The organism is Rosistilla ulvae, from assembly GCF_007741475.1.
Taxonomy (GTDB): Bacteria; Planctomycetota; Planctomycetia; order Pirellulales; family Pirellulaceae; genus Rosistilla; species Rosistilla ulvae.
In genome coordinates, this window is record NZ_CP036261.1 from 3,224,643 (window position 1) to 3,247,912 (window position 23,270).

Annotated in this window: 20 protein-coding genes; 15 read left to right on the forward strand and 5 right to left on the reverse strand. The window is 59.1% G+C overall.

Annotated features, from left to right (window positions below):
• Positions 1–5 precede the first annotated feature (5 nt).
• Positions 6–482, reverse strand: coding sequence for a hypothetical protein (locus EC9_RS11445; protein WP_145345274.1), 477 nt, complete (start codon positions 480–482; stop codon positions 6–8).
• A 246-nt stretch (positions 483–728) separates the two neighbouring features.
• Between EC9_RS11445 and EC9_RS11450 the strand changes: the two genes are divergently transcribed.
• Together EC9_RS11450 and EC9_RS11455 are read left to right on the forward strand one after the other, a co-directional pair.
• Positions 729–3,827, forward strand: a complete 3,099-nt coding sequence (locus tag EC9_RS11450; RefSeq protein WP_145345276.1) for a DUF1553 domain-containing protein — start codon at positions 729–731, stop codon at positions 3,825–3,827.
• Between the two features lie 8 nt (positions 3,828–3,835).
• Positions 3,836–5,266, forward strand: a complete 1,431-nt coding sequence (locus tag EC9_RS11455; RefSeq protein ID WP_145345278.1) for a DUF1501 domain-containing protein — start codon at positions 3,836–3,838, stop codon at positions 5,264–5,266.
• Positions 5,267–5,282: 16 nt separating this feature from the next.
• Here the strand turns inward: EC9_RS11455 and EC9_RS11460 are convergent, their stop codons facing one another.
• Entirely contained in the window at positions 5,283–6,014 is a 732-nt protein-coding gene (locus tag EC9_RS11460) for a 7-carboxy-7-deazaguanine synthase QueE (protein WP_246106081.1), read from the reverse strand.
• Between the two features lie 28 nt (positions 6,015–6,042).
• Between EC9_RS11460 and queF the strand changes: the two genes are divergently transcribed.
• Genes queF through EC9_RS11475 form a run of 3 tightly spaced genes read left to right on the forward strand, consistent with a single transcriptional unit; the run spans position 6,043 to position 8,612 of the window.
• Positions 6,043–6,408, forward strand: coding sequence for a preQ(1) synthase (gene queF, locus EC9_RS11465; RefSeq protein ID WP_231746136.1), 366 nt, complete (start codon positions 6,043–6,045; stop codon positions 6,406–6,408).
• Positions 6,409–6,460: 52 nt separating this feature from the next.
• A complete protein-coding gene (locus EC9_RS11470) occupies positions 6,461–7,471 on the forward strand; it encodes a sugar phosphate isomerase/epimerase family protein (RefSeq protein ID WP_145345282.1) in 1,011 nt (336 codons plus the stop codon).
• Between the two features lie 13 nt (positions 7,472–7,484).
• Complete coding sequence (locus EC9_RS11475) at positions 7,485–8,612, forward strand: hypothetical protein (protein ID WP_145345284.1); 1,128 nt, start codon at positions 7,485–7,487, stop codon at positions 8,610–8,612.
• Positions 8,613–8,681: 69 nt separating this feature from the next.
• On the opposite strand, the gene EC9_RS11480 is transcribed toward EC9_RS11475, so the two are convergent.
• Positions 8,682–9,428: a hypothetical protein gene (locus EC9_RS11480; protein ID WP_145345286.1), complete on the reverse strand. Its 747-nt coding sequence runs from the start codon at positions 9,426–9,428 to the stop codon at positions 8,682–8,684.
• Positions 9,429–9,629: 201 nt separating this feature from the next.
• Here EC9_RS11480 and tilS point away from each other — a divergent pair, with 201 nt between their 5' ends.
• The 9 genes from tilS (at position 9,630) to EC9_RS11525 (ending at position 19,112) form a co-directional block, all read left to right on the forward strand.
• Complete coding sequence (gene tilS, locus EC9_RS11485) at positions 9,630–10,634, forward strand: tRNA lysidine(34) synthetase TilS (RefSeq protein WP_218934740.1); 1,005 nt, start codon at positions 9,630–9,632, stop codon at positions 10,632–10,634.
• Between the two features lie 112 nt (positions 10,635–10,746).
• Entirely contained in the window at positions 10,747–11,244 is a 498-nt protein-coding gene (locus EC9_RS11490; RefSeq protein WP_197452915.1) for a SixA phosphatase family protein, read from the forward strand.
• A 195-nt stretch (positions 11,245–11,439) separates the two neighbouring features.
• Positions 11,440–12,447, forward strand: coding sequence for a biotin synthase BioB (bioB, locus tag EC9_RS11495; RefSeq protein WP_145345291.1), 1,008 nt, complete (start codon positions 11,440–11,442; stop codon positions 12,445–12,447).
• A 549-nt stretch (positions 12,448–12,996) separates the two neighbouring features.
• Positions 12,997–15,360, forward strand: a complete 2,364-nt coding sequence (gene ccoN, locus EC9_RS11500; RefSeq protein WP_145345293.1) for a cytochrome-c oxidase, cbb3-type subunit I — start codon at positions 12,997–12,999, stop codon at positions 15,358–15,360.
• A 62-nt stretch (positions 15,361–15,422) separates the two neighbouring features.
• Entirely contained in the window at positions 15,423–15,605 is a 183-nt protein-coding gene (locus EC9_RS11505) for a hypothetical protein (protein ID WP_145345295.1), read from the forward strand.
• Positions 15,595–16,197, forward strand: a complete 603-nt coding sequence (locus EC9_RS11510; RefSeq protein WP_145345296.1) for a cbb3-type cytochrome c oxidase N-terminal domain-containing protein — start codon at positions 15,595–15,597, stop codon at positions 16,195–16,197. Before EC9_RS11505 ends, EC9_RS11510 begins: the two co-directional genes overlap by 11 nt.
• 114 nt (positions 16,198–16,311) lie before the next feature.
• Positions 16,312–17,748 carry a cytochrome c oxidase accessory protein CcoG gene (ccoG, locus tag EC9_RS11515; RefSeq protein ID WP_145345298.1) on the forward strand — a complete coding sequence of 479 codons (1,437 nt, stop codon included), beginning with the start codon at positions 16,312–16,314 and terminating at the stop codon, positions 17,746–17,748.
• Positions 17,745–18,275, forward strand: a complete 531-nt coding sequence (locus EC9_RS11520) for a FixH family protein (protein ID WP_145290836.1) — start codon at positions 17,745–17,747, stop codon at positions 18,273–18,275. Before ccoG ends, EC9_RS11520 begins: the two co-directional genes overlap by 4 nt.
• 6 nt (positions 18,276–18,281) lie before the next feature.
• Positions 18,282–19,112 carry a sulfite exporter TauE/SafE family protein gene (locus EC9_RS11525; protein ID WP_145345301.1) on the forward strand — a complete coding sequence of 277 codons (831 nt, stop codon included), beginning with the start codon at positions 18,282–18,284 and terminating at the stop codon, positions 19,110–19,112.
• Between the two features lie 132 nt (positions 19,113–19,244).
• Here the strand turns inward: EC9_RS11525 and EC9_RS11530 are convergent, their stop codons facing one another.
• Positions 19,245–20,153 carry a hypothetical protein gene (locus EC9_RS11530; RefSeq protein ID WP_246106082.1) on the reverse strand — a complete coding sequence of 303 codons (909 nt, stop codon included), beginning with the start codon at positions 20,151–20,153 and terminating at the stop codon, positions 19,245–19,247.
• A 263-nt stretch (positions 20,154–20,416) separates the two neighbouring features.
• Positions 20,417–21,742, reverse strand: coding sequence for a dipeptidase (locus tag EC9_RS11535; protein ID WP_145345304.1), 1,326 nt, complete (start codon positions 21,740–21,742; stop codon positions 20,417–20,419).
• A gap of 506 nt (positions 21,743–22,248) precedes the next feature.
• Between EC9_RS11535 and EC9_RS11540 the strand changes: the two genes are divergently transcribed.
• Positions 22,249–23,202: a polysaccharide deacetylase family protein gene (locus EC9_RS11540; RefSeq protein WP_145345306.1), complete on the forward strand. Its 954-nt coding sequence runs from the start codon at positions 22,249–22,251 to the stop codon at positions 23,200–23,202.
• Positions 23,203–23,270 lie beyond the last annotated feature (68 nt).

Below are 23,270 nucleotides of genomic sequence, written 5' to 3' on the forward strand. Positions count from 1 at the left end.
GGGCGTTACGAGCCGCTTGCCAGCGATTGATTTTGAGACAAAGTCGTGCCTGTGGCGATTCCCACAGGAAGCTCCAGCCACTCGGTGACCAGCAACTGCTCTAGAAAATCGATGTTCATCGACTTGCTGATCTCTTGCTTGAGATGATGCTTCAGATCGGTTTGGATCGGATCGGCCAACCAATTCTTCTCGGCCAACCGCAACTGTTGTCCAACCACCTCGTTCAACGTCGCGATGTTCTTTTGCAATTCCTTCCGGCCTCGCAGCGATTGACTTGGCTCCAGCAGTGCGTACAGATGGACTTGGTAGACCGTCGATTTGTCGTCGACGCGCTGGAATCGAAACTCGCCTAGGTCAAACGCTTGGGATTCTTCGGTTTTGATCTTCACCAGTTCTTTGCGAACGGTCACGATGATCAACGCGTGAAGCGCCACCATCACGATGATCAAGCCAAATATCCAGAAACGACGAATGAAATCCACAACGGTGCCCAAGTTATCGATGTACCACAGCAACGCGCCTTCGCAAAATTTGCTGACGCAGCGCCTAGCGTCCTTTGAACTATAGGTTGGGCTGACAGAGGAGCAAGAAAAAGTGAAGGTTTCCGGCTACTGCGATTCTGCGCCAACCACCGGGTACGTGCACACCCACATGAACTGCGACAGCCGATCGGGGGCCGACAGCATCGCGGTTTTGCTGGCGACGTAGCAGCACGCTACAATAGCCGCATGACAAACTACCCTCTTCGACTTGGTTTACTGCTGAGTTTGGCCTGCATCTCAACGACGGCAAGTCTTGCCCAACCGCCGCACCGCGTCGTCGATTTCGATCTCGATATCAAGCCGCTGCTGTCAGACCGTTGCTTTGTCTGCCATGGTCCCGACGCGGCGCAGCGGTCGACGGATCTGCGGCTCGATACCCGCGAAGGGCTCTTCGCATCGATCGATGGCGTGTTCGCAGAGCAGACGATCACGCCGGGCGATCCGTCGGCAAGCGAGCTGTTCGCGCGGATCGCATCGGACGACGAAGACCTCGTCATGCCGCCGCCAGATTCCAACTTGAACCTGACGGCCGATGAGATCTCGCTGATCCGAAACTGGATCCAACAAGGCGCTCCCTGGAAAGGGCACTGGTCGTTCGAACCGATCCGGTCGCCAACCATCCCGCCACCGCTAGCCGACGGAACCGCCAGCGTGGAATCGGCGATCGACCGATTTATCGATAGACGCTTGCAAACCGAAGGCCTTCAGCGAACTGGGCAAGCGCCCCCGCAGCGACAGATCCGCCGGCTTTATTACGACCTGACCGGTCTGCCACCGTCGGCGCCCCAGTTGCAGCATCTATTGAGTCGTTGGGGAACGACCGCGCCGGAACAAGCCGTCGCCTACGAGCGGCTTGTAGATCATCTGCTCGCCTCGCCGGAGCTTGGCGAACGCTTGGCGACCGAATGGCTCGACGCCGCCCGTTACTCCGACACCTACGGCTATCAAGTCGATCGCGATCGCCGCGTTTGGCCCTGGCGAGACTGGGTGTTGTCGGCGATCAACCAAAACATGTCCTACGATCAATTCTTGACCGAACAGATCGCTGGCGACTTGTTGCCCGACGCCAGCGACGACCAGATCCTCGCCACGGCCTTCAACCGGCTGCACCCTCAGAAAGTCGAAGGGGGAAGCGTCCCCGAAGAGTTCCGGATCGAATATGTGGCCGACCGGACGCAGACGTTTTCCACCGCGGTCCTTGGCCTGACGATGGAATGCGCCCGTTGCCACGATCATAAATACGATCCGCTTTCGCAGCGGAACTATTACGAATTGAGTGCGTTCTTCGACAACATCGATGAAGCGGGACTCTATTCCTACTTCACTCCCGCGGTCCCCACGCCGACGATGCCACTGTTCCACGACGCCCAAAAACAACAGATCGAAGCCTTGCGCAATCAGATCGCGCAACTGGAATCGCAAACCGCGGAGTTGTCCGAAGAACGTGAACCGCAGTTTCAAAAGTGGCTCGGCAGCGAACGCTCATCGGAAATCCCCGGCCAGATCAAACACCTCGATTTCGAATCAGAAAAGGGAAACGCAACTGTTCCAGGAGTGGTTGGAAACGCAGTGAAACTGACGGGGGATGACGAAGTCAAGTTGGACGTCGGCAACTTCCGCCGCTTCCAACCCTTTTCCATTTCCCTTTGGATGAACAGCCCCGAAGCCTTCGAGCGGGCGGTTGTCTTTCATCGTTCGCGTGCCTGGACCGATGCGGCCAGCCGCGGGTATGAACTGCTGATCATCGACGGCCGCTTGCAGTTCTCGCTCATCCATTTCTGGCCCGGGAATGCGATCAGCGTCCAGATCGTCGAACCGATCGCAATCGACACGTGGCAAGCGGTCAGCATCGCGTACGATGGATCGAGCCGCGCCGCGGGGATTCAAATTTTCATCGATGGCAAGCCGATGGCGACCACGGTCGTCCGTGATCGCTTGACGCGTCAAATCACCGGCGGCGGAAACGACAACGTGATCATCGGGGCTCGGTTTCGAGACCGCGGATTCAAGCAGGGGCTTGTCGACGAGTTTCGGGTCTTTGATCGTGAGTTATCGCAAGCCGAAGCGATCCAATTGGCGACGGTTGATGCGGCGGAAGCCCTTGGCGACGCAGAGGATTCGCAACTTCGTCAGCGTTATCTGCTGAGCGTCGATCTCGCGATGGCGGAACACTGGCAACAGTTGATGCAGACGAGAGAAAAGCTGGCCGCGGTCCAAGACGCTGCGGAAGAGATCATGGTGATGCGCGAACTTCCGCAGCATCGGCCGACGCATCTGCTGTCGCGCGGACTCTACGACGCACCAGCCGATCTTGTTTCGGCCGCAACGCCTGAAGCTTTGTCGGCCTTCGATCCGCAGTGGCCTCGCAATCGATTGGGGCTCGCCCGCTGGGTGACCGATCCAGGCAATCCGCTGACGGCTCGCGTCGCGGTCAATCGTCATTGGCAGATGTTGTTTGGTGAAGGCCTTGTCCGCACTCCCGAAGATTTTGGAACGCAAGGGGCTCGGCCGACGCATCCCGAATTGCTCGACTGGCTAGCCAGCGACTTCATCGAAAACGGATGGGATGTGAAGCGGCTGTTAAAACAAATCGTGATGTCGGCGACCTATCGGCAATCGTCCGAGTGTAGCGAACAGGCGCGGCGGATCGATCCAGAAAACAAGCTGCTGGCCCGCGCGCCTCGCTTCCGACTGTCGGCCGAAATGTTGCGCGATGGTTACCTGCAGGCCAGCGGCCTGTTGGATCAAACGCTTGGCGGGCCTTCGGTCAATCCTTACGAGGTCTCTGAATCTTTTAAGCCGAAGCCGTTTGATACTGGATCCGGGCTGTACCGACGCAGCGTCTATACCTACTGGAAACGGACCGGCCCGCCGCCGGCGATGATGACGTTTGATGCCTCGAAGCGAGACGTTTGCCGGCTGCGACGCGAGCGGACGAGTTCGCCGTTGCAGTCGTTTGTGTTGATGAACGCGCCGCAGTTCGTTGAAGCGGCGAGGTTCCTCGCCATGAACGTCGCGTTGCAAGAGAGCGACGATGCGGCGCGGATCGACGCGGTTTTTCAACGGCTGACGCAACGCCAGCCGACGCCGCGGGAAGCCGAACTGGTTCTGTCGTTGCTGCAACAACAAACCGTCAAGTTTGAACAAGACGCAGCGGCGACCGACGCGCTCTTAAATGTTGGCAGCAGCCGCGAGACAGCTGATCTGTTGCGCCCGCGTTGGGCGGCGCTGACCGTTGTCGTATCGACTCTGATGAATTTTGATCCCGCCGTGATGCGAAGGTGATCTGCACGATGAAATGCACTGGATTTGAATCGCCGCTGGGCGCGTCGCGACGCCGGATGTTGCAAAAGTTTGGGATGGGGCTGGGCTCGATTGCTTTGGCCGACTTGGTCAACCCAAACGCCGCTGCCGCGGCAACACCACTCGGGATCGATCACGCCCCGCGAGCGAAACGCGTGATCTTCCTGTTCCAAGCGGGCGGGCCGTCTCAGATCGACATGTTCGATCATAAGCCGGAACTGAACGCGCGGCATGGCAGCGAACTGCCCGACGAGATTCGCGGCACCCAGCGGCTAACTGGGATGAGCGGCAATCAGGCGTCGCTGCCCCTTGTTGGTTCCACTTTCAAGTTCCAGCAGCATGGGGAATCGGGAGCGACCGTCAGCGAGCTGCTTCCACATACCGCGGCGATCGCCGACGAGCTCTGCTTCATCAAATCGGTCCATACCGATGCGATCAACCACGGCCCGGGCGTCACCTTTATCCAGACCGGTTCGCAATTTCCAGGCAGGCCGAGCATGGGCGCTTGGCTCAGCTACGGCTTGGGGAGCGACAACGAAAACCTGCCTTCCTTTGTGGTCTTGGTGACCAAGAACAAAAGCGGGCAACCACTTGTCTCGCGACTGTGGGGCAGCGGCTTCCTGCCCGCTCAGCATCAAGGCGTCCGCTTCCGGTCGGGCGAAGATCCGGTGCTGTATCTGAACAATCCCGCCGGCGTCGATCGGGCATCGCGGCGGGCGATGCTCGACACATTGCGGGGGCTGCACGAGATGCAGATCGCAGAGACTTCCGATCCGGCGATCGAAGCGCGGATCGCTCAACACGAGCTCGCCTTTCGGATGCAAGCTTCCGTTCCCGAAGCGACCAACTTCGCCGACGAGAGCCAGCAGGTGATCGATTCGTATGGGCCCGAGGCCAAGAATCCGGGAACGTTTGCAGCGAACTGCCTAATGGCGCGACGATTGGCCGAGCGCGGCGTCCGTTTTATTCAGCTGTATCATCAAGGCTGGGATCAGCACGGCGGCCTGCCCGGTGGAATCAAGCGGCAGTGCAGCGAGACCGATCAGCCAGCTGCGGCGTTGGTCCAGGACCTGAAGCGATGCGGGCTATTGGAAGACACGCTTGTCGTCTGGGCGGGCGAATTTGGTCGGACCAATTATTGCCAAGGAAAGCTTTCGGCGACGAACTTCGGCCGCGATCACCATCCGCGATGTTTTACGATTTGGATGGCCGGTGGCGGTATCAAACCGGGGATCACGTACGGCCAGACCGATGATTTTTCCTACAACGTCGCGGAGAACCCGGTCCACATTCACGACCTGCAGGCGACGATCCTGCATCAATTGGGGATCGATCACGAGCGGTTGACGTTCCGATACCAAGGCCGACGGTTCCGTTTGACCGATGTGCATGGACACGTGATCAAGCCGGTGCTGGCGTAGTCGCAGTCCCGCGCAACTAGGTTCCGCGGACGTTGCCGTACCAACGCAAATGCATCCGGTCGCAGTACTGGAACCCTTGCTGGTCGCACCAGGGACGCAGCCACGATTCGTGCGCGTCCAGCTCCGCCGTCGAACGCGACTGGGGCATGATCCAGACTTTGGCGGGATCGACGTCCGGGCGCAGTTCGTCGACCATCCGCTGAACCTCGACCTGTTCGTCCGGCTCGTCGACGACAAATTTTAATTGATAATCGGGCGACTCAACCATCAACCGGCGAACGACATCAACAGCCCAGCGGCGACGATCATGCTGCTGCTGCCACTTTTCACCGATGCTCCCATCGCGGGGGCGGCTGCCCGCCAGTTTGGGGCTAATCGACATCAGGTCGCAGGCTGTATCTTGGTAGATAGTGCCGGCGGTTTCGATCGTCGTGTGCAGGCCGCGGTCGGCCAGTTGCCGGCAGAGCGTGACGATCTCGGGAAACAGCATCGGTTCGCCCCCAGTCAGCACGACGTGGGAGACCTGCAATTTCATGACATCGGCGACGATGCTGTCGATCGACTGCTGAGCCCCTTCGGGATTCCAAGAGGCGTGGGGGGTGTCGCAGAACCAGCATCGCAGGTTGCATCCGCTGACTCGGATGAATGCGCTGGATGTTCCCGTTAAAAGGCCCTCGCCTTGCCGACTGGCATAAAGTTCGGCAATGCGCAGCGTACCCCCTTTCGCCTTGGAGAGCGAATGCGACAATGTCCGGTTTAATTCAGGAGAATGCGAAGTGTCCACTGACTTTGGTGATCTGCTAGAAACGTTTGATAACCCGTACGCTGGTCGAAACTACACGATCGAACACACGTGCCCCGAGTTTACATCGGTCTGCCCGAAGACGGGACAGCCCGATTTCGGCACGTTGGTCTTTACTTACGTTCCCAACGAACTGTGTATCGAACTGAAAAGCTTGAAGATGTATCTGCAACGATACCGCAACGAGGGTATCTTCTACGAACACATTACCAATCGGATCATGGACGACTTTGTGAATGCCGTAAAGCCACGTTGGGCGAATTTAGAGAGTCGTTGGACGCCACGCGGTGGTTTGTCCAGCGTGATCGTTGTCGAATATCCTGATTCCGAAGACGAATAATCGCCCGCTTCCCACCTTTCCTTTTTCAAACTGAAAACCGAGTAATCACGTCATGCCTGCCTCCGCTCCATCCGTTCTGCTTTCTGGATTTTCCGACGAAGCCGCGATCGACAAGACCGCCGTTCAACAGTTCGCCGCCTTTGCCGCTTTGGGCATGAAGTGGTTTTCGCTGCGATTCATCGACGCTGGCGATGGCATCAAGAACGCGATGCAATTGACCGACCCCGAGATCAAGACGATCCGCGAACTGATGGACGCCTACGGCCTCCGCGTCGCAACGCTCGGTTCGCCGATCGGCAAAGTGAAACTGAAAGACGTCGACGACGGAACCAGCAACCGCTACGTCCCCTTCGAAGAATATTTGAAGACCGAAGTCGTCCGCGCCTGCGAACTGGCGAACGCGTTCGATTGCAAACTGATCCGCGGCTTCTCCTATTACCACCCCAAGGGGACCAAGCCCGAAGATCACTTGAGCCAAGCTTGCGACCAGCTGGGCAAGATCGCTGAAGTCTGCGACTCGCACGGCCTGACTTACGGCCTGGAAGTCGAAGCGAATCTGATCGGCCAAACCGGTCAACTGATGGCTCAACTGCACGAAGGAGTCAACCATCCCGCGTTGGTCACGATCTTCGACGGTGCCAACATCAGCACCCAAGGTTTTTCGGCCGATCAAGTTTACGAGCAGTACTTGGCGATGAAACCCGGCCTGGGTTGGTTGCACATCAAGGACTACCACGACCCAAGCCCCACGGGACGCATCCATCACGTCGACGAAGCTTCGCTGAAGAACTTCGTTCCCGCCGACCGCGGCGATTGTGGGCACGAAGCGATCTTGCGCGACCTGGCGGCTTACATGCCAGAAGTCGAAGCGCGGATGGCCAAGCGTGGCGCTCCAGGCGTCGTTTGCGATCTGGAACCACACGTCAAGGGTGGCGGCCAGTTCGGCGGCTTCAGCGGTCCCGACGGCTTTGGCGTTGCGATGCGTGGCCTGTGTCGAGTACTTGATTACGTCGGGATCGATTACGAAACGCGATCCTTCGACGATATCAAAGCCTCGATCTAAACGGGTCTCGCCCATGCGTCCGCTGCTCGCTTGCCTGATTCTGCTCGCCATCCCACGCCTGGCGCTGGGATGTTTGTTCTGCGAAGCGTTGGCCAGCACGCTGTCGGACGACATTCGTGAATCGGCCGCGTGCGTGATCGCTCAATGGGATCGCGACGCGGCGTCGCCGGCATCCGAGATTGGGATGCAGCTGGCGAAATTCCAAGTCACCAAAGTTCTCAAAGGGGACGATCGGATCGGCCCGCGAGTCGAAGCCTACATCCTGCCCGAGGAACCTCCGACCGGCCCGGTGCTTCTGTTCGCCTTTGGGGAAGCGGAGGCGCCGCAGTGGTCGGCACCGCTGCCGCTGGCTCCCGTTTCCGTCAAGTATCTCAACGGCCTGCAGTCAGCTCCGGCTGCCGGCAGCGACCGGCTCGCCTACTTCTTGCCCTTTCTTGTCGCCGAAGATCGGCATGTCGCCGACGACGCGTACAACGAATTCGCGCGAGCCCCTTTCGCCGACATCGACGGGCTGGGCGATCGGCTCGATCGTCAGTGGGTGCTAGAGAACCTGCAGTCCTATCTGAAGGACGACACGACACCGCCGCATCGCATCCGATTGATGTGGACGTTGTTGAGCGTCTGTGGCGAGCCGGAAGATGCCGCGTTGGTCCAGCGTGTAATCGACGATAAGACGATCGACCGCAACGCAATTGGTTGGGACGCAGCGATGGGCTGCTACATGTCGCTAGCAGGTCCAACTGGTTTGGAGCAGGTAAATCAACTGTTGAGTAGCAGCGATGATGAGCAAACGCTTTTCATGGCTCTGAACGCGATCCGTTTTCACGCCGTCGAGACGAAGCGGTTTGACCAAACGGAACTCGCCGCGGCGCTGCATCCTTTGCTGCGCAACGTTCGCTTGGCAGCTTACGTCATCCCTGACCTGGCTCGCATGGAAGACTGGACCGTCGGCCCGCGTCTGATGGAGTTGTACGCCCAGCCCGATTCCGGACCGATCCGAATCCACATCGTCAACTACTTCCGCACCTCCCCACGTCCCGATGCCGCTCAAGCGCTAGCGACCTGTCGCGAGCTAGATCCCACGGCCGTTCGCCGCGCCGAACTTTTGTTCGGCAACCTGCGACCGCGCAAAGACCAGTAGTCCGCCAAGCGACGCTTCGCTTCGCGACTGGGAATTGTTGCGTGGCGCGGCGTTGCGGGGCAGTGAATCTTATTGCCTTGGTTTGCGGTAGAACTCGCGGTCGTTCATTCGCGGTTGCTCGCCGTATGTCGGGTAGGCTCCGTCGTAATAGGGCGGCGTTGGATAGGCTTGAGTTGGCGGGTAAGGCGTTAGCGACGCGCCGCCGAAACCGGGCTGTCCGTATCCGCCGGGATAACCTGATCCGCCACCATGGTATCCACCACCGGAAAGTCCACCGCCAGGGTAAGCTCCACCAGGCTGGCCGCCGCCGGGATGGTTTCCGCCATGGTAACCGTTGCCGTTACCGCCGTGATGTTGGCCGTGGGGATGTCCGCCGCCGTTCGGATATCCGCCGGCGTTGGATCCGGGATTTGGATAACCGCCTTGCCAGCCGGGGTAATAGCCGCCGACGTTCATGCCGGCCAATGGGGCTCCCCAAGCCGAGTAGGGTGCGGAATAGGGTCGCACAGGAAATCGCCATTCGCCGTAGGGGCGGACTGGTTCGCCCCACTTTTCGACGCTGTGGTAATTGTCTGCTGCTTGGCCATATTGCAGCGTGCTGCGATACTGGCGATAACCGCTCTCACGATAAGTGGGGTCGACCCGCGAGACCGCTGGAGCTTTGGCGGCATATTGATCGACGCGGGCTCCGGTCGATGGGTCGTGCGTGTAGGTGCTCGGCAGCGTCAACCAATCCGCTCCACAAGCAATGCCCTGGACCGCGACCACGACGGTGGCGACGATCAACTGGGGAATTGCAAGGTTTGGGAATCGCATCGGATAGACTCGCTGGTTGGACGTTTGCGTTGAAAGGCGTCTGCTTGGCCTCCTTCCACAATAATCCGGTTCCGAATTGGCAAGCGATTTGTCGCCAGAAAGCCAACTTTCACGCCCGATTCCCGCCGTCACAATCGCTACAACCCGCAGCCTCCGACCGGCATCACGGCTCTCCAACTTCACCGCATCTCGAAAAACCGCGTGTCTGAAACCGATCACCTACAACCGATTTGCGACCGCGTCGCCGCCGTCTGGCCCGTGCAGCGATGGGGTTCGCTGCGCGTGGTGGTTGGCGTCAGCGGAGGCGCCGACAGCGTCTGCTTAGTGCGGACGTTGGCGCAGATGGCCGGCGGGGCATCGTCGAACTTGATCGTTGCCCACTACGACCATCGGACACGCGACGATTCCGGGGACGACGCGGCGTTTGTCGGCGAGGTGGCTCGCGACTTGGGGCTCGATTTCGAACTCGGACGTTCCGCATCGCGCGATCCATCGCGCAGCGAAGCCGATCTCCGCGGGGAGCGTTACGATTTTCTCGACTCGGTCGCTCGGCGGCTCGGCGCCCGTTATGTCGCTGTCGCGCACAACCGCGACGACCAAGTTGAAACGATCCTGCACAACATCTTGCGTGGCACCGGCGGCAAAGGAGCCCGAGGGATCGCTCCGTTCCGCCCCTTGGGGGAAGACCTCGTTTTGGCTCGGCCCTTCTTGGACGTCTCGCGCCACTCGATCGAATCGGCGATGTCGGCGGTGGGGCAATCGTATCGCAGCGACCCAACAAACGTGGTCCCGACGTGGACGCGGAACTGGTTGCGAGTCGAACTGTTGCCGCTGCTGAAGGCTCAGTTTCCGCAGGTCGATGAATCGCTGTTGCGCTTGGGGCAAAACGTCGGCGAACTGCAGGCGGCTGTCGATCAGATGGCGGCCGAGCTCGAATCGACCGCTGTCCGATACGAAGCCGGCGCCGTGCGAATCGCTATCGGCCCGATGCGGCTGGCTCCGGAAGCTGTCAAAGTCGCTTTACTGCAAGGTTGTTGGAAGCGGATGGCTTGGCCGAGGGGCAAAATGTCGCATGGACACTGGAAACTGTTAACGCAGCGGATGTTCGGCGGCGGGCCGCAAGGCAAGCCGCTAAGCTTTGATCTTCCGGGGGATGTTCAGGTGTCGGTATCAAACGACGAACTCGTGCTGACCCGACGGCTGTAAAAGAAGCGGCCTTAGATGTAGGATGTCAGGCAAGAAAACTGTCGGCGGCGAGCCACCCTGCGGTCGGCTCCCCAATAAACATAATCCTTCGAGCCAGGCGGGTTGCGAATCGATGTCTAGACTTGAATTGATCATGATGCGGCACGCCAAGAGCGACTGGGGCGAGGTGTCGCTTGCGGATCACGACCGGACATTAAACAACCGCGGCCGCCGCGACGCTCCGCGGATCGGCCGCTGGATCCTGGAGCAAGACCTGCTTCCCGATCTGGTCCTCTGTTCGACAGCCGTCCGCGCCCAGCAGACGATCGAGGCGGTGGCGGGGGAGTGGCCAGTCGAGGTGCCGATTCACGACAGCCGCACGCTCTATCACGCAGCTCCCGAAACGATCATCAAGGTCGTCGCCAGCGACGCGATGGAGGCGAAGCGAGTGATGGTGGTCGGTCACAATCCGGGAATGGAGATGCTGGCGGGGCACTTTAGCGGTGCCTGCGGCCACTTCCCGACTGCAGCGATTCTGGCTCTGGCCTTCGAAATTCCCGAGTGGTCCAAACTACGGCTCAGCAGCCAAGCGATCACGCTGGCCGCAACGCGTCCCAAAGCGATCGATTGAGCAAGTTTTTGCGTTGGCGGGGGCAAACGGCACCGTCGCGGAATCGTGTGGCGGGATTTGTTCCGGGTAACCAGTTTGCCCGCAGGCGGGAAAGCTTTATAACATCAGGCCTATCATAGCGACCTCGACTGCGGTGCAGCGGGGGCTTTTTCTTTGAAACGCTTTTTGCTGTTGGCCTAAATGATTTCGAAAACGATGCAAGACGTAGCGACTGGGACTTGGCATGGATTGGCAGACCGCGTGTTGGCGGGGGAGTCGATCGGACGCGACGAGGCGCTGTCGATTCTGCGGGCCGATGACACTCAGGTGCTCGATATTCTGGCGGCCGCTTACCGGATCCGCCATCGATACCACGGCAACACCGTGCAGCTGTATTTCTTGATGAACGCTAAGAGCGGTCTGTGCCCCGAGGATTGCGGCTACTGCTCTCAGTCGAAGATCTCCAACGCACCGGTCGAGAAGTACACGATTCTCAACCGCGAAAAGCTGATGGATGCGGCTCGCGTCGCTGCGGAACGCCAAGCAAAAACGTACTGCTTGGTAATCTCCGCTCGCGGTCCCAACGAGCGCGAGATGAAGGCTGTCGAGACAATCGTGCCGGAGATCAAAGCGAAGTACGATCTGAAGATCTGTGCTTGCCTAGGGTTGTTGACCGAAGAGCACGCCCAGCGACTGAAGGCGGCTGGCGTCGACCGCGTCAACCACAACCTGAACACCAGCGAAAACCATTACAAAGAGATCTGCACCACGCACACCTTTGCCGATCGCAAGGAGACCCTGCACCATGTCCGCAACGCGGGGATGGAGCTGTGCAGCGGTGGGATCATTGGAATGGGCGAGACCGATGACGACGTCGTCGACATGGCGATGGAGCTTCGAGAACTGAAAGTCGAATCGATTCCGCTGAACTTCCTGAATGCCGTCGATGGCACGCCGCTGGAAGGGAACGATCAATTGACTCCCGCCTATTGCCTGAAGGCATTGGCGATGTTCCGGTTCGTCAATCCCGACCGCGAACTGCGGATCTCCGGCGGCCGCGAAATCCATCTGCGATCGCTGCAACCCTTGGGGCTTTACGCCGCCAATTCGATGTTCGTCGGCGATTACCTGACGACGCAGGGCCAGCCACCGCAGGCCGATTACGACATGATCCGCGACCTCGGATTCGAAGTCACGATCAACGAAGAAACCGTCACGTCGTAACCCGCGCGAACCATTGCGGTCACGAAGCACAAGCGAGTGATCAAGATTCGCCGCGCGCCCCATACCAGCACGAAGCGCAAGCAAGTGATCAAAAATGCGTCTCTCGCTCGCGTCATGCCGGTTGGAATCTCGTCGGGTAATCTACGCAAACCGGGGCAACCTTACCGCCGGTTTGCGCATCAAACCCTTCGGCCGCGCTGGAGATACGAGCCCGAAGCGCGAGCGAGTGAGTGCCGTTTCATTGCGTCACTCGCTTGCGCTTCGTGCTCGTAAAAACGCAGCGTTTTCGCTTGTTTGGGTTGCGTGCTCGCAAGAGTGATACCGTTTTAATCACTCGCTTGCGCATCGTGCTGGTATGAAACGGAAGTGCGATCTGTGGGCGGATTGATCGTTGGATGAGACCATTGTGTCGCAGGCGTGACGATTAGCCGCTCTCTTTTGCAGTTGAATGACGCTTCACAATATCTGAAACTATGGTCTGCGACGCGTGTCTATCGCGCTCGCATCTCTCTGTATGCAAGAACTCACCGTTAGAGAAGTTGTTCGGCTATGGCTACTACCGACGTAACATCGCAGGATGCCGCGAGATCAGGCGATTCGCAACCTGGAGACTTGGAACACTTTTCGTACGATGACACCATCGTACGGATGTTCGCCACGGCAACGGTTGTCTGGGGACTGGTGGCGACACTGGTCGGTCTGATCGTCGCTACGTTCCTTGTGCTCCCTTGGTTGACCAATGGGCTGCCCTGGATTTCGTTTGGCCGCTTGCGTCCGTTGCACACCAACGCTGCGATCTTCGCCTTCGCGGGCAACGGAATCTTCGCCGCGGTCTACTACAGCACCCAGCGATTGTGCAAGGCCCGGATGTGGAGCGATGTGCTCAGTCGGCTGCACTTCTGGGGCTGGCAAGCGATCATCGTCGCCGCCGCAATCACGCTGCCGATGGGGATCACGCAGAGCCGCGAATATGCCGAACTGGAATGGCCGATCGATATCGCAATCGCCATCGTTTGGCTGCTGATCTTCGGCGGCAACTTCCTGATGACTCTGATCAACCGCCGCGAACGGCACATGTACGTCGCGTTGTGGTTCTACATCGCAACGATCGTCACCGTCGCGTTGTTGCACGTCTTCAACAACCTCGTCATCCCGTCGGGCTTGTTCCACGGATACAGCGTTTACGCTGGCGTTCAGGACGCCTTCATGCAGTGGTGGTATGGCCACAATGCGGTGGCGTTTTTCCTGACCACGCCCTTCCTGGGTTTGATGTATTACTTCCTGCCCAAAGCGGCTGAACGGCCGGTGTTCAGTTACAAATTGAGCATCATCCACTTCTGGTCGTTGGTCTTCATTTACATCTGGGCTGGCCCGCACCACTTGCATTACACCGCGCTGCCCGAGTGGGCCAGCACGCTGGGCATGCTGTTTAGTCTTATGTTATGGATGCCCAGTTGGGGCGGCATGATCAACGGCCTGTTAACGCTGCGTGGGGCTTGGCACAAAGTTGCCGCTGATCCGGTGCTGAAGTTCTTCGTCGTGGGGATCACGTTCTACGGAATGGCGACCTTCGAAGGACCGATGCTGTCGATCAAAGCGATCAACGCGCTGAGCCATTACACCGATTGGACGATCGCTCACGTGCACGCTGGTGCCTTGGGTTGGAACGGTTTCATGATCTTTGGAATGATGTATTGGCTGATGCCTCGGCTGTACCAAACCAAGATCTGGAGCCCTAAGCTTGTCAGCTTGCACTTCTGGACCGGCACCGTCGGAATCCTGCTGTACATCGTTCCGATCTACGCTGCGGGACTGATGCAGGGCCTGATGTGGCGAGCGATGGACGACACCGGGCATCTGGTTTACCCCGACTTTGTCGAAACGATTCAATCGATCGTGCCGCTGTGGTGGCTGCGTGTCGCCGGCGGAACTATTTATTTCAGCGGCGTTGTGATGTTGGCGATCAATGCCCTGATGACCTGGGCCAATCGTCCCAAGACTTACGAGGTGCCGGTCTACTCCGCACCGCGATTGAGCAAAGAATACCACGACGAACCGCTGCCACCGAGCGTTTTGCAAGACGCTCCAGTTCTCGAACTGGGCAAGAAGTTGGATGTCTTCAGCCAGATGGATTGGCACCGCCGCTGGGAACGGCTGCCTGTGAAGTTCACCGTACTGACGACATTAGCCGTCGTGATCGCGACGCTGTTCGAAGTCATCCCAACGTTTTTGATCCGGTCCAACGTGCCGACGATCGCAACCGTAACCCCGTACACTCCTTTGGAGCTTGCTGGCCGACACATCTACGTTTCCGAAGGCTGCTACAACTGCCATTCGCAAATGATCCGGCCGATGGTTGCCGAGACGAAGCGCTATGGTGAATACAGCAAGCCGGGCGAGTTCATCTACGATCGGCCGTTCCAGTGGGGCAGCCGCCGGATCGGACCCGACTTGCAACGCGAGGGTGGCAAGCAGAGTAGCTTCTGGCACTGGACTCACTTCGAAGATCCCGAGTTGGTATCGCCTGGTTCGGTAATGCCGAGCTACCGGCATCTGATCGAAGAGGACCTGAAGTTCGAAGCGATCCAGCCACTCGTGGAGACCGTTCACTATCTGGGCGCTCCCTACAGCGAAGAGGATCTGACTGATACCGCGAATGTCGCGCGGCGGCAAGCCGAGGTGGTCGCTGCGGATATCGTTCGCCAAGGCGGGCCAGCGGGCAAGCAGAACAAACAAGTGATCGCGTTGATCGCTTACCTGCAACGGATGGGAACCGACCTTTTCAAGACTCCCGAACCCGAAGCCGAGTCGGAAGAGGCGGCCGAGGGTGAAACCGACGCCGACGTGGAAGTTGCTGTCGAAGCGGAGACCGAAACCGCCGAAGCGACCGACGCAAGCGAAACTGCGGAATAGTCTCCGCGTTGCACGACGTGAAATCACTGAATCGCAATTACTGCAAAATCTGAGACATCGAAATGATCAGAGACCTTGTTTCCGCACTCGATTATTCCAACTGTGCCGAAATCGCGTTGGGACTGTTTGTCGCCGCGTTTGCGGTCATGGTCTACGGCACGATGCGGCTGAGCCGCAGTGCAACGGACCGCTTCGCATCGATCCCGTTGAGCGACAAGGTGGAGGACCCACGTTATGACCGATAACAATCACAAGCTCGATCACAGCTACGATGGCATCGAAGAATACGACAACCCGCTGCCAGGTTGGTGGAAGTGGTTGTTTGTCGCGTCGATCGCGTTCAGCCCCGTCTACTGGGTCTTCTACCACGGCGGCGCCGAAGGCCGCTCGGTGCACGATATCTACGATGTCGCGTTGGCGGAGAACACGCGTCTGCAGTTCGCTGAGATCGGCGATCTGGAGCCGAATGCGGAAACGATCGTTCGCTACAGCCACAAGAAAAACTGGGTCCGTGTTGGTGAGGTCATCTTTAAGACGAACTGCATCTCGTGCCACGGCCGCAACGGCGAAGGAATGGTCGGTCCGAACCTGACCGACGAACATTACAAGTACATCCAGAACGTCGAAGACATCGCTAAGATCGTCACCAACGGCGCTGGCGGCAATGCGATGCCGGCTTGGAAGACTCGACTGCATCCCAACGAGATCGTCTTGGTCTCAGCCTATGTCGCATCGCTGCGGGGCGAAAACGTCGAAGGGGGCAAAGGTCCCGACGGACGCGAGATTCCGCCATGGCCCGAGGCACCGCCGGAACCCGAAGAAGAAGCGACGCCGTAACGCGACGACGACCGCCGACTGCAAACTACAAAACGTTTACTTTTTAAATCGGAATCTAACACTGCAGGGCATCGGCATTGCACGCCCACCGGATGCAATGGCTGTAAGTTCCTCATGAACGACAAACGCTCGCTTCCCGTTCTCCCTCACACCGCTGCCAATGGTGCAGCGGGAACGTCACACGACGATGACGCCGTGCTCAGCACACTTCGCCGCGATGGCAGCCGCCGTTGGTTGCTGCCTCACCTGGCGACCGGCGGATGGTGGCGTAAACGCCGCGTCGTCGCCTACATCTTGATGGTCGTCTTTGTTGCGATCCCGCACCTGCGGGTCGCGGGCAAGCCGCTGATCCTGATGGACATCCCGGCGCGTCAGTTCACGATTTTTGGCAGGACTTTTCTGCCGACCGACACGATGCTGTTGGCGTTGTTGATGCTGAGCGTGATGTTTGGGATCGTGTTGATCACCGCGATCGCTGGCCGAGCATGGTGCGGTTGGGCCTGTCCGCAAACCGTCTACATGGAATACCTGTTCCGTCCGATCGATCGCCTTTTCGACGGTACCACCGGACGCGGCGGCCACGCCAAGAAGCCACTCACGGGCGTAAAACAAGTCGCCCGCGTGGCGGTCTATGTGTTGTTGAGCATGTTCCTGGCGCATACGTTCCTCGCCTACTTTGTCGGCACGGAACGATTGAGCCAGTGGATCCAGAGTTCGCCTATCGACCATCCGGCGGCGTTTCTGGTGATGGCCGCAACGACCGGTTTGATGCTGTTCGACTTTCTGATCTTCCGGGAACAGATGTGTCTGATTGCCTGTCCCTACGGGCGCTTCCAGTCGGTGATGCTCGATGAGCAATCGCTGATCGTTACGTACGACCCGGTCCGTGGCGAGCCGCGGAAAAAGGGAAAGCACCGCGCCGAAGATAACGCCGGCGACTGTGTCGACTGCAATCGCTGCGTCGTCGTCTGTCCTACCGGGATCGATATTCGCGACGGCTTGCAAATGGAGTGCATCAACTGCACCCAGTGCATCGACGCCTGCGATGACGTGATGGATCGCGTCGGCAGTCCAAGAGGATTGATCCGCTACGGATCTCAAGACGGAATCGCGGGCAAACCACGGCGCCGGTTCCGTCCCCGGACGATCATCTACCCATTGATCCTGACCGCCGTCCTGTCGGGCTTCGCCTATGCGTTGTCGACGAAAACGACCTTCGACGCGCGGGTCCTTCGCGGCAAAGGGGCTCCGTTCACGACAGTCGCTCGCGGCCGGATCTCCAACAGTTTTACGATCCGCTTGGTCAATCGAACCGACGAAAAGCAGACCTATGCATTGCAAGTCGCCGAACCGGCGAATGTTCAACTCAAGGTGATCGATCCGACGGGGCTCACGCTCGAACCGGGCGGAACGTCGCTGGTGCCGGTCGCGACCGAGTTCAGTGGCAGCCTGACCTTTGGCACCGGAAACCAACCCGCCACGCTGGAAGTGACCAGCAGTAAAGACGCGAGCAAGACCGTGCAATTCAATCTGTTAGGACCACGACAATGATTAACCAGCAGGCGACGGTCGCGCAACGCACCGACCAACAGATCGCCGAACGCAAAGCGAAGTGGTTCTGGGTTTCATTAGTTGTCGCCTTGTTGGGGCTGCAATTGGTGATCGGCGGCGTCGCGATCAAACTGGCGACGGGAGACGCTTCGGCGGCGATCGTCCCCAATTACCATCAGGCGGCGCTCAACTGGGACCAGATCCACAGCGAGCGAACCGCCGCGAAGCGACTCGGCTGGACCGTCGACTTGGATGTCTCCAACGTCGCCGACGGACGCGGCATGCGGGCGGTTCAGGTTTCGATCGCCGACGCCGATGGAAAACCGATCGATGATCTGCAGGTCTCCGCGGACATCTACCATCACGCCCGCGCGGCCGAGGTGCAAACGGTCGACATGCAGCCGGTTGGCGATGCGGAGTACCAAGTCCTGGCGCCGATGGAGCGCAGCGGACTGTGGCAGGTCGATTTGAACATCCGGCACGAAGACCAACGGATCACTGTACAACGAACTCTCGAACGGGATTGATCTGCGATGTGGATTCTTGCGACCGCGATCGTCACCGCCAGCCTGCTGGGCAGCATGCACTGCGTGGGGATGTGCGGACCGTTGGCGATCTGGGCCAGTGGTGCCAGCGAAAACGTCTCGCGGCGACGCGTGATGACCTCCGGCGCGTTGTATCACATCGGACGCTTGATAACGTACGCTTTGGCTGGGTTGATCGCCGGGGCGATCGGCAGTCTGATCGATTTCGGCGGAGCGGCGATGGGATACCAATTGCTCGCCGCGCGCGTCGTCGGTGCGATCATGATCCTGATCGGCATCCATCGCTTGATCTCGATCATCGCCCCTCGGAAAACCGACGCGACCGTAGGGCCGGCGCCGTCCCGAATCGGCGGTCTGTTGGTTCGGCTGCGTCCGTATGTCTTCCGACTGCCACTGCCAGGCCGCGCATTGGCGACCGGACTGTTGACGACTCTGCTGCCCTGTGGATGGCTTTACCTGTTCGCACTGGTCGCCGCGGGAACGGGCAGCCTGACGATGGGGCCTGTCGTGATGATCGCCTTCTGGATTGGAACCGTTCCCGCCTTGGTCGCTCTGGTTGCCGGAACCCAGTTTCTATCGCGGCGCTTCACGATGGCGATCCCTGCATTTGCCGCGGTGATGCTGGTCGTCGGCGGTTGCTATACAGCGTCGGGCCGCGGTTTCGCCAACCTCGGTTCGCTGACGTCGCTGCAAGCTTCCGTTGAAGCGTCTGCAGAAAACAACGACGACATCGACGCTCAGATCCAAGCGATCGCCAAAACGCCGCTGCCTTGTTGTCAAGTTGCTCCGCCGACACAAGACGCAAACGCGGCGAAGTGAGGCGGGCACTTTCCGTCTGACTTTTTGCGATCCTAGTTGAGTTCGGCGGCAACATCCCGAAGGGATTGCAGAAGTTCGCCGCAGCTTAGGTGCCGCGCCACTAATGGACATCGAGTCTCGAACCGCGTCGCCTTAAAAAGATTCGGTTTCGCTAGGCCGAAGCGCGACTGGCTCGCTTGATGCCAACACTTCCGATGGCATCTGTTGCTCCAGTTCCCGGTTAAGCATCCGGCCGTTTATATGGCCCGCGATCAGGCCGGTGTAATAGAGCGGTGCGGAGTAGGCGGGAAAGAAGTTGCCGACGGTGCTGCCGACGTACGTCCCATAGGCGGGATAAAGTATGCGGTTCGCTTCGACAAGTCCTGCTCGATCCTCACGCTCTTCCAGGTACGCAAAGACGTCTTGGGAGGCGTGGGTCTCGTGCCACAGTGGAACAAACAGATAGGAAGCGGCATAGGTTCCCTGGTAGGTCCGCCGCGTAAAGTCTTTGGCGTGAGCGGCTTCGTGTAGCGCGACGGCCGGGACATCGCTGTACAGATGGATCGTCTGTGTGAACGGATTGAAGTGATCGCCGCCGACGATCCTTCCAGGAAAGATAGCTTCTCCAGCGACAGATAACGCTCCCAGCGAATACCGCCAAGGCCAAGCGACAACCTTGTTCTGCGTCAGCCGGTGCCAATCGTCCAGCGGATTGTATTGATTCGCTCGAACCTTGACGTGCGGCAAGTTGTTCGCTTGCAAATAGTCGACCGTCGAATCGATCGTCTGTTCGGAAATCTTGTGGCGATCGATGCGGCGATCCCACAGTATGATCTTGTTGGGAATGCCGACGACCCAACCGATCCCGTCGATGATCGGCTGCGGTCGGCCGAGTTCGACTTGTGGCGATTTGGAATCGACCAACTCCGGAGCCATCTGTTGACTCTCGACGTGAATCGGAACGGGAGCCAACACGCGGCAACCGCTGCAATGAATTGCAGCAACCGCTAGCAATCCGGCGAGCAACGAAGTTGGGTTTCGCTTCCGAACATCGATCGACATAGACAAACACCTCAGGCTTCAAAGAACTCGCTGCGAGACGACCCTATAAGCAGGTTTTATCGTGCTTTTTTCGATTAACCGCGAGCCCATCGAGCCGCGTGCGGCTCAAAAAAGCGGGGCGATGCCCACGCGGTTAAACTAAAAAACTCGCTGCTTAGTTGCAGCCACTGCGATGCCGCAAGGGCTACTGGTCATTGAGGTGTAATATCGACAACTCACCGCGACGGCTGTATGAATTCAGCCGATACAGTTGCCCCAATCGCTTAGGTCATCGACGCGTTGATCACTCGCATCACGTTGCCGCCGATGATTTTGCGAATCACGTCGTCGCTGTGCCCACGCTGGACCAAGCCGACGGTGAACAGAGGCCAGTTGGTCCAGGCGATGCTTCGCGCCGCTGCGGGCAGCGTTTTGTAGTCGTCCGCAGGCCAAAGCGATCGAAACGGCGGGTGTTGCTTCGACATCCGCGGCAACTTCGCCGATTCACGCCCCGCGTTCTGCGAGTTGTAGGAGACGTCGGTTCCGATCGCGACCGCATCGGGACCAAACTTTTTGACAGCATAGTCGATGTGATCCAACAGCGCGGTGATATCACCGCTGCCACGAAGGTATCGAGGAATACAACAGATCCCGATGTAGCCGCCGGTATCGACGATCGCCTCGATCACTTCATCGGGCTTGCTTCGAATGTGGGGATAGATCGCGCCGCAAGTGCTGTGGCTGGCGACCATTGGCCGCGAAGAGGACTGCGCCGCTTCGAGACTCGTCTTCCATCCGCTGTGGGCACAGTCGGGGATGATGCCCAATCGATTCATTTCAGCGATCGCCGCGTGGCCAAAATCGCTGAGCCCGGCATCGCTCTTCTCGCCGCAACCGTCGCCGATCATGTTCCGTCGCTGATAGGTCAGGTGCATCATCCGGATCCCCAGGTGATAGAAGACCTGCATGTAGCGGAGTTCGTCGGGGATCGATTCCCATTGCTGTCTAAGCGGCACTCCGTTGCCGGTCAGATAGAGACAGTGGCGTCCTTCGCGTTTGGCGGTCTCCACATCGGCAGGCACCGCGGCTTTGCTGACGAACCCGCGCATCAGATCCGTCGCGTAGGTGAACCGCGACAGTCGCCGCATCAGTCGCAGCGGATCCTGTCCCTCTTCGCCAGCGTTCTGGAAAACGCAGGTCACGCCCGAGGCACGCCATGCGTCGCGATACTCTTGCTGCTCGACGGGATCGCTGACGTACCGCGTCATCGACATCTCTTCCTTCATGTCCTTGACCTGATCGTGCGACGCCCCGGCCTCGATCGCCGCTGCGATCGCATCGCCATCGACCGCCGCCCGCGGCGAGAAGCCGTACGAATCGAAGACGATCGATTCGGAGTGCAGCCGCAGCCCGCGGTCGAGTTCCGCCGGCGACGGCTTGAGGATCTGCAGCGCCGTGTCGCGAGCCGCTTGGATGCTGGGATTCAAACGCGTCGAGAGTTCAGCGACCGGATCGCTTGCATTGTCAGCTGATATCGCCGTGTTGCGAAGTCCGACACTCAACAAAGCGGCGGTGCCAAGGGAACCCAAAAGTTGTCGTCGATGCAGCATGGCAGGTTCGGTCTTTCGAAAGGAGGGAATCGCGAGAGGGTTTTCATAGGTGGGGGGAGTCCATGATAACAGACGAGCTACCCTCGCGTCCCTTATTGCTGCCGGTGGCTTACACCACCGGCAGGGAATGTGTCGGCCTCCGGCCTGTTGGTTTTTTGGACTGATGATTCTGGACCGGTGCTTCCTGAGCCCGGAGGGCGGCATATCTAATGCCGGTGGTGTAAGCCACCGGGAGGCAAGAGGCGCGCGACATTTTGAACGCCGGAGGCCGACAGAAGTTTGTGTCGGCCTCCGGCCTCGGGGATTCCCGATGGTAGGGTGCCGGTGGCTTACACCACCGGCAGGGAGAGTGTCGGCCTCCGGCCTATTGATTCTGGCCTGTTGATTTTGGACCGGCGATTTCTAAGCCCCGAAGCCGATGCCTGGTGTTTGCGATTATGCTAGGTCTGTTGGTTGGCGAGTCGTCCGCTGATGAACTCTTTCACGTCCCTGTTGCTATTCCGCTAATGTCGTCTCCGATCGCTGACCTTTCGTTAGACCTCGACAATCTGTGGGCCTACCTACGGACTCATGGCGACGCCCAATGGGAAACGTTTCCGTCGTATCTGCCGACCGTTGTGCCTCACTTTCTGGAGATCTTCGGCCGGCTGAATCTCCGAGCTACGGTCTTCGTGGTCGGGCAAGACGCTGCGTTAGAGAAGAACCATGGCCCGCTGCGACAGATCGTCGACGCGGGACACGAGATCGGCAACCATTCGTTCAACCACGAACCGTGGCTGCAACGCTACTCGCGCGAACAATTGGTCGACGAGTTCGATCGGACCGAAGCTGCGTTGGCAAAAATCACCGACCAAGCGATCGTCGGTTTTCGCGGGCCGGGCTTCAGCCTGTCGGCCGACGTGCTGCAGTTGTTGTGCGAACGCGGCTATCAATTCGACGGCTCCACCTTTCCGACCTTCTTGGGCCCGATGGCTCGAGCCTACTATTTAATGACTTCGTCTTTCTCGTCGGCTGAGAAAGAGGACCGAGCGGAAATGTTCGGCTCGCTGAGCGATGGGCTGCGTCCGCTGAAACCCTACTGGTGGACAACGCCCAGCGGTCGCGTGCTGGAGCTGCCTGTCTCGACGATCCCGATCGTGCGGGCTCCGTTTCACTTCAGCTACCTCTGCTTCCTGGCTCAGCGATCGTCTCGGCTGGCCGAACTCTACTTCCGCTTCGCCCTCGCGATGTGCCGCCTGACGCGGACCACCCCGTCGCTGTTGTTGCATCCGCTGGACTTCTTGGGGGGCGATGAAGTCCCGCAGCTGAGCTTCTTCCCGGGGATGAAACTCGCCGGGGAAGCGAAACGCGCTTTTAGCGAGCGGATGTTGGCGATCTACGCCAAACAATTTGATGTGCTACCAATGGGGGAACATGCCCTGCGAATCGGTACAACGGTTACGAGCTCGCGGACGTTTTGAGTTTGGTTGGCGTGCGAGAGGCATTCGACGGGGACTTTGCGTGGCGATCGATCGGGATCGGCTACAAT